Genomic DNA, 14385 nt, shown 5'->3' with positions numbered 1-14385 from the left:
GACATGAGGTCGTCGGCAAGGCCAGGCGCCGTCCCCTTTCCTCCCGGGGGAATGGCACGGGAACGGCGGACAGGGAGCTGTCCTTCTCCGCCGTTCCGAACATGGTGCATTCATCGATCGGCTTCGTTGCTCACCGAGGATGCATCAGACCGGCAAAGGATCCTCAAATTTTTGCGAACGATTCGACGCAGGACGAAAAAGCGAGAGCATCGCCGCGCGGAGGAGGTCCAGCCTGATGTGGCCGGAGCCAAGCTCACGACCAGCGGCGATCGTCATCTTCCGGTTCGTCCCGCAGCTGATGGATCAGCAGCGAGAACAGGCCGCACAGGATGATCGCAGCGAGGCCATAGCCCAGCTGATGCATGATGGCGGGATGATGCTTGTCGAGCAGGCGGCCGAGATTGAACAGGCTGATGCACAGCACGGTCAGCCCGACGGGCAGAAGCAGCCACAGCGAACGCTTGAAGCGGGACAACATTGAAACCTCCTGGGCAAGCGGCACAGCAGATGGGGAACACCCGCCGCCTCCGTCGGATCGCGATCGATGTCGGCACGGGGCAGCGGTTTGACGGGGTGCAGCATCGCCCGTCCGGAGCGGACGAGGGATGCCTTCGAGAACAAGGGCATCGGGCAGGCGAAGACAGATCGGGCAGTCAGAGAGAGGCGGCATGCGCCAATGATCTCTATATGAGCAGCCTGTGATGAAAACAAGGCGACGACACGCGTCTTGGGCGATAATGCCGATGCCGGCCGGGCAAAATGCAGAGCACCGTTAACGCGCCGCCAATGCAGCTACATAGCCGCGCCTCCGGACATTCATCCCGCCAGCGGCGCGACGCCTGCCGCATCCTCTCCAGTGGTGCCGATGCTGGTGATGTGATCCCAGACGGATTTCGGATAGCCGAAACGGTCTTCCATCTGCTCGAAGCTCTCATCCATCGGATAGGCTCGGCTGAGAAAAGGCAGGGCGAAATGGCCGAAGGCAATGGAGAGCTGCCCTTCCGCCTGCGCTTCCGGCGCCTTGCCGACATCGGCGAGATAGAGCGCGGAGGCCAGCCCCGTGCGGTCGGCGCCCCAGGCGCAGTGGATCAGCAGCGGCTTGGGCGCATCCTTCAGGAGCGCGATCAGCTTTTCCATCCGCTCCGGGCTCTGGAGCTTGGAGGAGGACATGCGGAAATCGATATGGACGATGCCGCGCTTGGCCGCTTCCGCAACCTCGTCTTCATACCAGGCGCGGCCGGCGGAGGCGCCGCGCAGATTGATGATCGAGCGGATGCCATAGCTCTGCTGATAGGCAGCGATGTCCTTGGCGCTCGGCTGGGCGGCGCGGTAGACCTGGCCGGGCACCACGGCGTGGAAATTGCCGCCGGCCATCAGCACGGCCCAATAGACGCCATAGGCCAGAACGACGGCCCCAAGCCCGCGCAGGCTCCAGCGAAGCGCTGAGGATACGATCAAGAATGCCTCCCAGAGAAAGATCACGCGCCAGTGCAGGCGGCACCGGCCCATGGTCGAGAGCCACGCTGACCCAGCCACCCATCCGGCATGTCTACATCAGCAGGTCGTGGGAAATCAGGGCAAATCCATGGCTTCTCCACCTGCCTGTCAGAGGATGGACAGGCATTGGACAGCTTGAGCCGGCGGCATGATGGACGAGGCGGACAAGCGGGAAAGCGGGCCTGTCAGGCAGCGCGCAAAAGCGCCTTGAGTGCCGCCACGGTGGCGCGGTCGGTTACCTTGGTGCCAGAATGCACGAAGCCAAGCGCCTTCGCGCCGTCGTCGCGGATGGTGGGCGCGCGCCCGCAGGAGGCATGAACCTCGCGCAGCGGCAGGCGGCGGATCAAGGGCGCGATCGTTTCGGGCGAAAGACCCGAGCCGGGCATGATGGTGATCCGGCCATCGGTCAGCGCAAACAGCCGCTCCAGCGTGTCGATGGCCTGCGGCGCGGCCAGTGCGCCGCCCGAGGTGAGGATCCGCTCAAAACCGAGCGCGACGGCCGTGTCGATGGCGCCGGCGAAATCCGCGCCGGTCAGGTCGAAGGCCCGGTGCAGCGTGCGGCCCATCGGACCGGCCGCTTCACTCAGGCGCGCGAGAAGATCGGAATCGAGCGCGCCATCCGGCCGATTGGCGCCGAGAACCACGCCGGCAAGGCCGGCCGCGCCCGCCGCATCGAGATCGCCGCGCATCACGGCCTCATCCTGCGGCGAGAAGAGGAAATCGCCAGGCCTCGGCCGGATCATCGCATAGATCGGAACAGGCGCTTCGGCGGCCAGCCGCATCAGCCCCGGCGAAGGCGTCAGCCCCCCGCACTCCAGCGCGGCGCACAGCTCGATCCGGTCGGCGCCGCCTTCGATCGCGGCCTCCAGCCCCTCGGCGCTGTCGACACAGACCTCCAGCAGGATCTCGTTCATGGATGCCTTCCTCGTTTAGGGCATCGGATTGAAAATCATCCGCAGTCCGATGCGCTGTCTGTTTTGTTTTTTCATCGGGCTTTCTGAAAACCGGGTCTCGTCTTTCGGTCCGATGCTCTCGTGGCCGACCGCAGCCCGGTACTGCCGGCGCGATCCCGACATTGTCCTGCCGACGCGAAGAGGTCGTATCCGCCGGGGACAGGCTGCCTCCGCCACCAGCGCGGCCCTGTCGCGTCACGCCTGCGCGCCGGGCACGGCCGAGCTGCGCGCTGCCAGTTCCTGGAAGCCGAGAAGGGCTGCGCCCGTCAGCCCCGGCTCGGTCGAAAGTGCCGCGCGCACCAGAAGCGGGTGGTCCACCTGGCGCAGCACGCGGGCGCGCACGGCGGCATCGAGCGCCTCCATCAGGTCCCAGGCATTGGCGAGGCCACCGCCGACCGGCACGATCGACGCGCCGGTGATGTTGAGTGTCAGGGCCAGAGGCGGGGCGACGAGTTCCAGATAGGCGTCGATTGTGCGCGCGGCCTCGCCATCGCCCGCCCTCCAGGCGGCGAGGATCGCATGGCTGTCCGCCGGCGCGCCGCCCAGCGCCCCATGCAGACGCTCCAGCCCGCGCGCGCCGCCGAGCGTATCGACACAGCCCTTCTGGCCGCAGCCGCAGGCGAAATGACCGATGCGGCGCGGCGGTTCGCCCACCTCGGTGGCGAGCGCCTGGCCATGGCCCCACTCCCCGGCAAACCCTCCGGCGCCGGTGACGATGCGCCCGTCGATCACGAGTGCGCCGCCGACGCCCGTTCCCAGGATCACGCCGAAGACATTGTCATGGCCCGCGCCGGCGCCGAGAAGCGCTTCGGCAAGCGCGAAGCAATCGGCATCATTGGCGATGAACACCGGCAGGCCGAGCCGGGCGGAGAGGTCCGCCGCGATCGTACGGCCATTGATGCAGGGAATATTGGCGCAGGTCAGCCGACCGTTGCGCGGATCCACCACGCCGGCAATCGAAATCGAGATGGCCGCGATCGCGCCCGGATGCGCCCGGCAGAGACCGGCGATCGCATCGGCAAAGCCGTCGAAACTGTCGAGCGGCGTCGGCACGCGCGCGCCGATGGTCAGTCGATCGGGCGCGGCGGCATAGGCCGCCTTGATGGCGGAGCCGCCAATGTCGAAACAGGCGATCAAGGCGCAGTCCTCGGATGGAAACCGCGCCTTTGATGAAGAATTTCACGCGCCGGCGCAAGCGGCTGTGCGGCGAATACAGCACCATGCAGGGAGGCGCGACAGGCAGCGGCCTATCCGCCGAGAGCGCCGCAGGCCCGCGCGGCGGCGGCGGCCTGTGCGCATCCGTCCATGGCCGGTATGCGCGAGCGCGCCAGCGTGTTCTTCAAGGTAACGACATCGATATCGCCGACCGCCTGGCCGACGCGGCCGGAAAGGAAGGCATCGGCGCGAAAGGCATCGAGCGCCGCCATCACGCGCGATGACGGAGCGTCTTCGCCGGGCGACAGATATTGCAGCGCAACAAGATCGCTGCGCAGCATGGCCAGCAGCGCGGGTGCGATCGCGCGCTCGGTGGCGACCAGCCGCAGCGGCTCGGCATAGGCCCAGGGGGCGGTATGTGGATCGCGCGCCTGCGCGATCATGCATTTGCGACCCTGATAGATCGACATCACGGCGCCGCCATCGGTATCGATCTGCAGGCTGAACTGCCGGCAGGGATCGGTGCAGCTATTGCAGATGCCGCCGCTGCGGCCGGAGGTGGCCTTTTCGGGAATGATGGTCATGGCCGTGCGCTCCGAGAGCGGCTTGCGCACGGGCGTGCCGGAGGGCTGCGTCTTGATCGCCATGTCGATGGCAGCCTCCATCTCCCCCCGCTCGGAGGGGGTGAGCCCTTCCTGCGCGCGCAGCGTCTGCGGCAGGACCGCGAGAACCAGGCAGGCGAGGAGAACGGCGATGACGCGTGCGATCATTGGCAGCTGACCTTGACGACAGCGCCTTCAGCGGCGCCCTGCTTCTGTCCCCGCGCATCGGCATGGCCCCGGAGCGCGGCGCTCAGCCCGGCCACCGGCGAGGCGATGATGTCGGCCTGATCCCGGCCCTCCCCCTCGTTCAGCCGGCCGCTCAGAATGCCGATCACCCTGCCGCCTGCCTCCAGGATCGGCGCACCGGAAAAGCCCGCCGACACCCGGGCCGACACTGCCAGCGCGCCCGGCGGCGAGCCCTTCAGCCGAGCGGCCTCGCGCATGTCCGCCGGCATGCGGCCGGTCTCGCCGACACCATAGCCCAGGATCCGCAAGGCTCCCCGCCCGGAATCCTCGCCGAGCGACAGGACGGACGGCGCCACCGCCTGCACCTTGAGCACGGCGGCATCGCGGCGCCGGTCCTGCGCGGCTACGCGGGCGGACGCCGGCTCCAGCCGGCCGTTTTCGACGATGATCGTGTCACAGCCGGCGATCACATGGGCGCTGGTCATCACCTTATCGGGCGCGATGAAGAAGCCAGTGCCGACGGCGATCGCGCCCGCGGGAAGCGGCGTGCGCGCCGCTTCCCGATAGGACTTTTCGAGCAAGCCGCCCTCCGGTTGGGAGCAGGCCTGCAAGGGCGTGAGCAGGGCGACAAAGGTAAGGACACGTGCCGTCGCGATCGCGCAAGGCTGCGTCTTGGGCTTATGCCTCGTGCTGGGAACGCGGCCATTCGCGCCTTTAGCGGCCGGCGGCGCCAAGCCGTGCCCTGCCATCACGAGCAGACGGTGGTCTGGCCGCTCACCGGTTCCCCATCCTTGAAATAGGTTTCCTGCACCATCTGGCAGTTTCGGCCGTTCTGGACCACGGCGCGCAGGGGCGTGATCGTGCCGCGGTTGCCGGTCTTCGAGCCGCGCCAGGACACCCGGCGGTTCTCGCGCGCGGCACGCCGCAGCGCCGCCTCGCGCTCGGCCCGGTCACGCTCGTCGATCTGGGCGCCGATCGCCCCGCCGATGATTGCGCCGGCGGTGGCGATCGCCAGGCAGGCGCCGGCGCGCCCGCCGACGGCGGCGCAGCCGAGGCCGCCAAGGGCGGCGCCCAGGCCCGCGCCCACGGCCGTGTTCGGCCCGACCGACTGGCAGCCCGGCAAAAGTGCGACGATCAGGCCGAAAGCGGCGATCGCGCGGGTGGTCTTGCTCATCATGGACAGTCCCTCTCTCTTTGAATGCAGGGCAGGAGCATCAGGCCGGAAAACCGGTCCGATGCTTCCGGCAATGCGGGGTCATGCAAATGGGGGTGGCGGGGGCGGCGCTGCCGCCACGGGCGCCACCAGAAGCGCGGCCAGAAGCGGGATCTCGCCGACGGCCTGCCAGGCCTGTCCGCCCTCGGGGCAGACCTTCATCTCCGCCTTCAGCTGCCCGAGATCGGCCAGCATACGGAAGGCCGCGGCATCATAGGGGCCGGCCACCTGCCCCTGCTGGTTGAACAGCCAGAAGCGCTGGGCGGCGGCCGGGGGTGGCGGAGGGGCCGGCGCGACGGCAAAGACGGGAATGGCCGCCACCGGCGCCGGCAGCGCCAGCTGCGGCTCGGGGATGGCCATGGGGGCGACCTGCGGCTGGAGGAGCATCCCCAGCGCCTCGGCTGTGAACGCCTCCCAGACGACGCCACGCTTGTCGGTCGCGCGCAGTTCTGCCGGCAGATCCGGCCCGCGTCCGACCTCGCTGTCGTCGACATCCTCGGCCGTGCCGGGAAGGGAGGCCGTCCAGTCCTCGATGCGGTCACAGAGCCGGTCGAGTGCCTCCGCCTCGATCAGCCCCACCGGCAGGCTCCCCAGCGTCGCCCGTCCCTGCTGCAGGAAGGTCTTTTCCAGCTCGCGCGCAGCATGATGGCCGATGCCGCCCCGGCGCTGATGCGCGCCGTTCACCTCCTCGGTGCGCGGCGTATAGACGCGGTCGGCATACCAGCGGGCGAGCGCCGCAAGCGCAAAGAACTGCAGCCGGCCAAGGCCGCCTTCGATGCGGCGCAGCTGCTGTTCCAGAAGCTCGCGATGATTGTCCATGAAGCCGAGCCGGCGCAAGCGCCGCTCATTGCCGACCAGATCCCACTGGTTGCGCTTTTCCTCCATCCAATAGCCGGGCTGGCGGGTCTGGCCTGGCCTGCTGCGGTCCGCCGTTTCCGCGCGAAAGCGCAAGGTTCCGAGCATCACGGATCTGAGGAAGAACTTCAGCCGATCGACCAGTTCCTCAAGCTCCCGCGGATTGGGAACGATCGGATCGGGAAAGCGCAGATAGTCCCAGTGATTGTGCAGCGGATAGCCATCCGGCTTGCGCTGCTCGGATCGGTAGGAGGCTTGCCATTCCGAGCGGATCGGGCCGATCAGGTCGAGAGGGATGCCTGAGAGCTCGCAATAGCAGACGATGCGGCCGGGCACGCCGGACTCATAATAGGCAACCGAGGTTAGCCCGGTGTTGGATGGTAAGCGGGCGCGCACCATCTCATCGAACTCCTCGCGGAAGGCCTTGGCGCCGTCGACGGCGATGAACATCTTGTAGTTCTCGTTGCCGGGACGGAAGCCGCGGCCGAAATCGCCCGCGATCCAGGGAGCGGCGCGGTTGACGAGCAGCTCGATCAGCCGTTGCTGCCTCTGCACGGGCAGCGAACGCATCGCCTCGACGACGGAGGGGATGCGCTGGCGCGTGTCGCCCAGCCGCTTGTTGGACACGGCGCGCAGCAGGTTGAGGATCTCCAGCCGCCCGTCATCGCTTTCGAGCTTCAGGAAGATCTCGCGCGAGCCGCCAATGCCGTCGAAGGCCTCGCGCGCCCAGGCCAGATGCGTCTCGGCCGTCTCGCGGCGGATCTCGAAACCGCGATCCTCAATGACGAAGAAGGTGCCGCCATCGCCGCGTTTCAGCGCGTCCTTGAGCCGGGAGGTGTCGGCATCAATCAGGGTGAGAAGCTGGCGGACGCGGCGGCGGCCGGCCTGGAACTCGCCGATCAGCCCGCTCCAGAGCGGCTCGCCCGTATCGTCGATGTTCTGCGGCGTGCCGAAGAACAGGGCGGTACGGCGCAGCAATGCGGCCGCCTCGCGCACGGCAATGGCGTGCAGCCGGGCCTGCAGCGCCGCGATCAGGTCGTCGCGGGCCTGGCTCAGATATTTCTCGCAGGACTTGCGCCCGCCGCCGCCGAAGAGAAAATTGCTTTGCGAGGCCTGCTGCAGGCGGTCGATCGAGGCATGCAGTTGCTCGGCCGTCAGCCGGTTGGCACGTGCGGCATAGGCTTCCTCCGCCTCCTGCAGCCGGGCCAGCACGCCGGTGCCGGACTCGCCGATGCGCGCCTGGATCTTGGCCACGAGATCGATCGTATATTCCAGCCCGCCACGCTCCTGGTCGTCGAGCATGCGGTACAGCTCGCCACGCAGGCTGCCCTCCTCCAGCCCCCGGCTGAGCAGCACCGCCTCCAGCCTGTCGCGGGCCTGGGCGATCTCCAGGCCCTTCGGTCCATAGGTCGCACCTTCGCCGACGCGGCCGTCGACATCGCGCTGGCGCATCTCCACGACATGGCGCAGCTCGTCCACCCAGGCGCGATGATCCTGAACCCGCGCCATGAGGCTGGCAATGTCCTGCTCGATCTCGGAGGCGAGCGTCACGTCGAGCGCGCTCTTGTCGGCGCGCATCAAGAGCACATCGGCCAGATCGTAATCGGTGATCGACGGATGCTCGAAGCGGGCGCGGGCATCGTAATCGCTGACATAGGCCTTGGGCCGAAGCCGCAGCCGCTCCTGCAGGAACTGGTCGCGCTCCTCGCTGGTGGCGAGCCGGGGCGTGCCGTCGGCCGCCATGCCGAAGAAGGCGCGCACCATCTGCCCATTGTTGCGCGCCAGATTCTCCTCCACCTGGATGCTGGTGGTGGAGAGCAGCGTGGTCTGGCCCACGGCAGAATAGCCCTTGGAAAAGAACAGGCCGCTCTGCGCCCAGCCGAGCTCGGGGAAATAGTTGGTCGACTTCAGCTGCTGCTGGTTGACGGAGACGGTGCGCTTCTGGCTGGCGAATTCGCTGGAGCCGAAATCCTCGAACAGGATATCGGCGACCATGTCGAACAGGTCTTCCTTCACCCCGGTATTTTCGCCGGCAATGTTCTGCCGGTCGAAGATATAGACATCCGAGTAAGGGGTCTTCACCCCCGGCTCGGGCCTGTCCTGGCTGGTCCAGCGCTGGACGTAAGACGGCGAGGCATTGCCACGCATGCAATATTCCAGCTCCGAAAGCGCGGCGAAGGTGTTGGCGAAGACCCGGTCCTTGTTGGCGTCGCGATAGCCGCCGGGCATCATCAGGAACAGGTCGAGCTGGTCGATACGCGGCGAGCGCATCGAGTTCAGCGCATAGCCGACATCGATGAAGGAGCCCGAGCCGGTGCCGCCGGCGCTGGAGCCGACGACGACAAAGCGCAGCTTCTTCGTGGTCTTGAGACCCAGGCTTTCCAGCAGCCGGTCGTTGGTGACGTTCTGGGTGACGCGCTCGGCCATGGTGCGCATCAGGTTCATGAAGATCGGATACTTGTCGAAGAACAGGAGGCGCGAGATGCAACGCACCTGCCCGGCCCCCTTCTCGCTCTGGATCTTGTCCAGCGGCCCGGACGGCAGCCATTCGGCGATCTGCGGATAGACGCCGCCCTCGACCTCGGTCATGTAATGACGGGTATCGACTTTCGACTGGATCGTCTCAGCCTTGTTGAAGGCGACGCGGCCGGCCAGGAGATCGGTGGCGGCCGCCTTGTCGCTCTCGCGCGCCTCGGCCGTGTCCGTGTCGAAATAGACGAAGCGCGCGGGCGGGAATTCGTCCAGGCTCATCAGGCTCTTGCCCGACCAGTTGTGCTGGAGGATGCGCCTGCGCAGGCGCAGCAGAATTTCCTTGCCCGTGCCACCAAGCGCGACGAACACCGTCGGCATGACGTCGAGACGCTCTTCGGGTGCGCGCTGGGCAGGGTCGGAACGATGGGGGTCGGCCATGACAAGCTCCTCGGGGATCAGCGGCGGGTGGAAAGCGCGCCGGCGCGCTTGCGCAGGAAGAGCACGAGGAGCAGCAGGCTGAGCAGCGCCGCGGGGATGGAGACCGGCAGCCGCATCCAGAGATTGGCGATATAGGCCGTGATCAGGCACAGCGCGGTGAAGGTCGCCCAGACGAAGAACATCCAGCCGGCCTCTGACGCCGGGCCGGGCGCGGCCATGCGCGACTGCAGGCTGCGGGTGATCGAAATCTTCACCATGAGGAAGAGCACGGCCAGGAGCAGGAAGGCCGCGCCGCCGGAAACCATCTGCACCGGGCTGATCGGCGGGGCGGAGATTGCGTCGAAGCGGATCGGCGGCTGGACGGCTTGGGCCGCTGCCTGCACGGGAGCGGCCGGCGACGTCGGCCCAGCCGTGGCCGGCGCAGGGGCGGCGGCCGGCGCCTGGTTGCCCTTGGGCGCGGGGATCTTGAATTCGCCGGACTGGGCAATCTCGATGCGCGCTGGCGCAGGGCTGCCGAGGGTCGCGCCTCCTTGATAAGGAAGACCGGCGGCAATCGCTGCGTCCGGGTGGACGCCTTTGGGGAAATCGAGCGGGGACGTGGTCATGAGGGGACGCGTTCCTCGGAGATGGAGAGGGGGATGGGCGATCATGTTGCGGAGATGGAGGGCGGGCCGAACAGACGGCCGCGCACCTTGTGCGCCCGACCGTCGCCGCCGGTGACCTGCAGGGTCTGGCCGGGCTTCAGCATCAGCCGCTGGCGCTGGCCGGCCACCTCGACGAGATGCGGTCGCGCGCGCAGAAGCAGGAAGGCCAGCGCCGCCAGCCCGCCCAGAAGCACGACGCCGCTGGCTGCGGCTGTGTAGAGCGGCCAGGCGGAGAAGTGGAACACCATGCGGATCGGCACTGTGGTCACGCTGGTGCTGATGCTGCGGAAATCGAAGAAGATGGCGGGCAATTGCTGCTCGACGAACTTGCGCTGCCCCTCGCCCATCATCGCGCCGCCGAAGACGGCTGCGGCCTTCTCGACGAAGCCGTCGTCCAGATCGAAGGCAAGATCGCCGAGAAGGATGGTCATTTCGCCATCGACGGTCTTCTGCGTGGCAAACAGACCATCAAGGCCCGGCGGGCGCTCCGCCGCCGGAACGCTCAGGGTGAAGTCGATCGGGTCGGAGACAGCGCCGGCGGCAAGCTGGCTGATGCTTTCAGGCGTCACGGCCAGCGCGCCGCCGCCCTCCGCCGCCGTGTTCCAGTTGGCCGAGATCCGTGCGCTGGCGATCTTCTTCGGGTAGGCGACATTGCGCAGCCGGCCTGAAAAACCAAGCGTGGAGCCCGCCTCGGCATCGAGCCCATCGACCACGACGACGCCGTTTTCCATGGCGACGCTGGCACCCTCGTCCACCTGCCGGCCGGCCAGTTCCAGCTCCAGCGTCTGCGGCTCTATCGGCTTGAGGAAGACGGGCGGATCGGCAAAGGCGCCGCGCAGGGGCGCATGTGGGCCGGCGATCACATCCAGCGCTCTGGCCGCTGTCTCGCCATAGGCGATGCCATAGACGATGAAGCCCTTTTCCGAGAAATTCGGCCCCGTCACCGGCATTGGCAGGGGATAGGCCAGGATGCGGGTGATGAAGGGCGAATTGCGCAGGAGATCGTAGAAACCGCGGGTGTTGTCGGCGACGTTCTGGTCGTTATTGGGGGAATTCTTGTTGTTGCTCAGCATCCAGATGATGCCTTCGCCGCCCTGCATGAGATCGCCGAGCGTGACCTGCAGCGCACCGAGAAAATCGGCATCGGCATAGCGCCCGTTCGGCCGGCGCGGCACCGAGAGACCGGCGAGCGCCCGCTGCACCACCGCCGGATCATAAGCGCCCGACAGCAGCACTTCGGGCGAATGATGGCCAGGCAGCTGGCCCTCCTGGTTAAAGCTCGCGACGGTGATGTCGATCCCTTCGAGCTGGGTCGTGTCGATCAGGCGTTCGGCCAGGCTCAGGAATTGCGACTGGGGATCGAGGAAGTAGGGCTCCATCCAGCCGGAGTTCTGGATCAGATAGATCTGGCGCACCGGCGCGGCGGCAAAGGCTGGAAGCACCGAGAGCAGAACGGCCGCGAGAGCCGACAGGCGGAGAAGCGCGCACATCACGAAATCACCTCGAAGGGGAGACGGCGGAACAGGCCATTGAGCGCGCTGCCGACCACGAGCGCATCGCCTTCGCAAAAGACGATGATGTCGTACCGCGCGCGCAGGCGCAGGCTGATCTCGAGCGGCTTCAGGCGGGAGCCGGATTGCCAGTACAGGTCGCCGGCAAGCCAGGCATCCCCCTGCCGGGCAAAGAGCCGATCAACGCCGCTCAAGCCGCGGATCAGAATGACCAGCGCGGAATCGACAGCACCCCGCGCATCTTTCTGGTAAGCAAGAGGCAACAGAGCACTGCCTGCTCCGGCCTCCACGCCGAGCTCCAGGATCGAGTCGCTCCACAGCGAGGGATAAAAGGATCGGCCGGAATAGCGCGCCTGTCCGGCGCAAAGCTGCAGTCCGTGCAGTTCGGTCAGCCGGGGCGTGGCGGTCAGGCTGATGAGGCCGTAGCAATCCGGCGTAGAGACCAGCGCATGCAGCGTGCCGCTTTCCTCGCGCAGCGGCAGAGCGCCCGCGACGGCCCGGATGTCCGGCCCGAAGGGTCTCGTTGCTGTCACCCTCGACTGGAAATCGAAGCCGGTGACAAGTGCGCCGGAACTGCCGACCCACACCGTTTCCGGCTGGCGCGAGGCGGTCTGCACCGGCAGAGCCAGCATTTCGCCGGCCTCCAGCGGCAGCGGCCCGGCCTCCATCTCCTCGGCCCAGCCGCCCGCCTCGATGGCATAGGTCATCAGCCCGACCGTCTCGTCACGCTGCACGGGAAAGGCGATGCTGTCGGGATCGATCAGCGCCGGCGCGCCGCAAAGACGCCGGCCCGGCTCCGGCTTCAGCCGATGATGAACCAGGCCCGGCATGCCGGGTCTCAGCCGGCAGACCAGCGCATGGCCTGCCAGAACCAGGGCAAAGCCCGTGGCAAAGCCGAGCACGCCGAAAGCATGGTCCACCTCGCCCGGCTGGGCGAGGCTGTCGCACCAGGTCCAGGCGCCATCGGGCTGGCGCAGATGCAGCTCGCCATGCCGCGTCAGGCAGAAGAGGCGAACCGGCGTGCCAGCGGAAAACACTGCAACCGTGCCCTGCGGCAGATGAACCTCGCTCTTTTCAGCCGGAACCGGCTGGCCGGCAAGCGGCAGCACGGGAAAGCCATCCGGCGCCAGGCGCGGGAAGCTCGCGAGTGGGGTCGCATCATGCCAGTGCGTCAGTTTCTGGCCGGTGGCGGGGTCAAAGCGGAAGGTCGCGGGAAAGGCGCGGCCCTGGGCGTCGCGCGGCAGATCGGCCAGATGCAGGAGCGGGTCCGTGCGCTCCATCGGCTTGCCGCACCAGAACAGGCCCGTCACCATGCCGGCCGCATCGAGCCGCCAGTCGAGCTGCGCGGCCTCGTCGCCCTCGCCCAGCTGGAACGACCAGTAACCGGTCTCGGGTGCCGGCGGCGGCACGCTGCCCTCCTCAGCCCCGGAGGCAGGATCGTGCCCGGCGGCCGCGAGGTCAGCCGCAGGCCGTTCGAGCGGAGGCAGACCGGCTGCAGGAACAGCTGGCGCCGGCAAACCGAGCGCAGCGAGGCCGAGAGAAGCTAGACCGGGCGAAGTTGCGGCCGGCGCGCGAAGGGAAACGCCCGGGCGCGTGAAGGTCTGCACCGGCAGCGCGGCAGCCTGATCCCCGCCAAGGTCCTCCGGCACGGGAAGATCCGGTGCGGGCGCGGCCGTGTCGTCGTGTTTGGCCATGGATGTCATGGTTGGGCACCTCCTGCAGATCGGATGATGGAGACCTCCGCCAGGCCGCTGACGGCCTTGATCTCGACAAGGCTGGCGCCTGCGAAATCGACGGCCAGCGGCGCTCCCGGGGCGACGAGATAGAGCTGGTTTCTCACCCGCAGGCGGAAGGCGCTGGAAGAGGCAAGCAACACCTGCGGCCGGAGCCTGTCCTCCACCAGCGCCACCTGCTGCCAGCTGTCATAGACGCGCAGGCTGGTGGCGGTGTCCGCCACTGTTTGTCGGAAAACCGGCTGGGAAGGCGCGAACTGGGGAGACACAGGCTCTGGAGACGCGGGCGGGCGCACTGCGGGAACCGTCTCGGGAGCGATCGCCGTTTCGACGGCGGGCGGCACGGGCAAAGAAGGGACAGGGCGCGGCGTGAAAGTCGGCGCGGCGTCGGGCGGCGCCGTCCCGGCATCATCGCGCGGCGCGGCCGGCTTGAAAGGGGCCGAGGGGGCGGGAGCCGAAGCAGGGGGCGGCAGCGACGGCGCCGGAGACGATGGTTCAAAGGACGATGGAGCTGGAGACGAAGGTGTCACGGTGCGGGCCACATTGCCCCCTGTTGCGTTGCCCCAGATCCGCTCTCCATCGAACCGCAGCCTCAGAGACCAGCCGACCAAGACGACGAGGAGCAGAGCAAGGGCCGTAAATGCGGCAAGACGGCCGAAACGCCTGCGCCGCTCGATCACCGGATCGGGCACAGAGCCGCGCACTGCGCCGGATGCCGTTTGAACCGCAATGATTTCTTCGCGCACAGGCGACGTCTCGGCCGTGGCGCGCGCCTGCTCCTTCGCGGAAGCAGCAGCAAAAGCGGGCGCGCCGGGCTTGGGCTGCACCTCTCCGCAGAACGGACAAAAGGGTACAGCCGACACCAACGGGGAATTGCAATTCCCGCAGGTCTGCGTCCCGTCCTGGCCTGTCGAGGGTTCTGGCGTCATGTCTCACATTCGTGTGTTGCACCGCCATATTCCCCAGAAAGGACACACTTGAAAAGTGAGATTTTTATTTGATACACTTTTTACGTCAAAACTTTTTAGGCGAAAAATTTTATTGATCCCGCCATGATTGTTTTGAGATCCGGAGCCTGACTTCCGCAGGGCGCCGTTCGGGCCTTGCTGCCCATGACGGGAGGTAG

Annotated in this window: 12 protein-coding genes; all 12 read right to left on the bottom strand. The window is 67.4% G+C overall.

Annotated elements, in window-relative coordinates; all coding sequences use genetic code 11:
• Positions 1 to 253: 253 nt before the first annotated feature.
• The 12 genes from BJF92_RS12515 to BJF92_RS12460 all read right to left on the bottom strand — a co-directional run bounded on the left by BJF92_RS12515 (position 254) and on the right by BJF92_RS12460 (position 13483).
• A complete protein-coding gene (locus tag BJF92_RS12515; RefSeq protein ID WP_075635083.1) occupies positions 254 to 478 on the bottom strand; it encodes a hypothetical protein in 225 nt (74 codons plus the stop codon).
• Positions 479 to 816: 338 nt separating this feature from the next.
• The gene (locus BJF92_RS12510; protein ID WP_245294746.1) at positions 817 to 1458 is read right to left on the bottom strand and encodes a dual specificity protein phosphatase family protein; all 642 of its coding nucleotides are present in this window, start codon (positions 1456 to 1458) and stop codon (positions 817 to 819) included.
• A 224-nt stretch (positions 1459 to 1682) separates the two neighbouring features.
• A complete protein-coding gene (locus BJF92_RS12505; protein ID WP_075635082.1) occupies positions 1683 to 2411 on the bottom strand; it encodes a copper homeostasis protein CutC in 729 nt (242 codons plus the stop codon).
• A gap of 234 nt (positions 2412 to 2645) precedes the next feature.
• Positions 2646 to 3587: an ROK family protein gene (locus BJF92_RS12500; protein WP_075635081.1), complete on the bottom strand. Its 942-nt coding sequence runs from the start codon at positions 3585 to 3587 to the stop codon at positions 2646 to 2648.
• Positions 3588 to 3697: 110 nt separating this feature from the next.
• Positions 3698 to 4375, bottom strand: a complete 678-nt coding sequence (locus tag BJF92_RS12495; protein ID WP_075635080.1) for a hypothetical protein — start codon at positions 4373 to 4375, stop codon at positions 3698 to 3700.
• A complete protein-coding gene (locus BJF92_RS12490) occupies positions 4372 to 4974 on the bottom strand; it encodes a S1 family peptidase (protein WP_075635079.1) in 603 nt (200 codons plus the stop codon). The genes BJF92_RS12495 and BJF92_RS12490 overlap by 4 nt, the downstream gene beginning before the upstream one ends.
• A 167-nt stretch (positions 4975 to 5141) precedes the next feature.
• A complete protein-coding gene (locus BJF92_RS12485; RefSeq protein ID WP_139790618.1) occupies positions 5142 to 5567 on the bottom strand; it encodes a hypothetical protein in 426 nt (141 codons plus the stop codon).
• Positions 5568 to 5648: 81 nt separating this feature from the next.
• A complete protein-coding gene (locus BJF92_RS12480; protein ID WP_075635077.1) occupies positions 5649 to 9371 on the bottom strand; it encodes a tubulin-like doman-containing protein in 3723 nt (1240 codons plus the stop codon).
• 17 nt (positions 9372 to 9388) lie between these two features.
• On the bottom strand, positions 9389 to 9976 hold the full coding sequence (locus tag BJF92_RS12475) for a hypothetical protein (protein WP_075635076.1): 588 nt from the start codon (positions 9974 to 9976) through the stop codon (positions 9389 to 9391).
• A gap of 41 nt (positions 9977 to 10017) precedes the next feature.
• Positions 10018 to 11505: a hypothetical protein gene (locus tag BJF92_RS12470; RefSeq protein ID WP_075635075.1), complete on the bottom strand. Its 1488-nt coding sequence runs from the start codon at positions 11503 to 11505 to the stop codon at positions 10018 to 10020.
• The gene (locus BJF92_RS12465) at positions 11505 to 12935 is read right to left on the bottom strand and encodes a hypothetical protein (protein WP_143524018.1); all 1431 of its coding nucleotides are present in this window, start codon (positions 12933 to 12935) and stop codon (positions 11505 to 11507) included. Before BJF92_RS12465 ends, BJF92_RS12470 begins: the two co-directional genes overlap by 1 nt.
• Positions 12936 to 13225: 290 nt before the next feature.
• Positions 13226 to 13483 (bottom strand): hypothetical protein, encoded by a 258-nt coding sequence (locus tag BJF92_RS12460; protein ID WP_075635073.1) that lies wholly within the window; start codon positions 13481 to 13483, stop codon positions 13226 to 13228.
• Between the last annotated feature and the right edge of the window lie 902 nt (positions 13484 to 14385).

The organism is Xaviernesmea rhizosphaerae (assembly GCF_001938945.1).
Taxonomy (GTDB): domain Bacteria; phylum Pseudomonadota; class Alphaproteobacteria; order Rhizobiales; family Rhizobiaceae; genus Xaviernesmea; species Xaviernesmea rhizosphaerae.
Note: the sequence above shows the minus strand (reverse complement) of the source record. Positions and strands in the feature narration are given on the sequence as shown.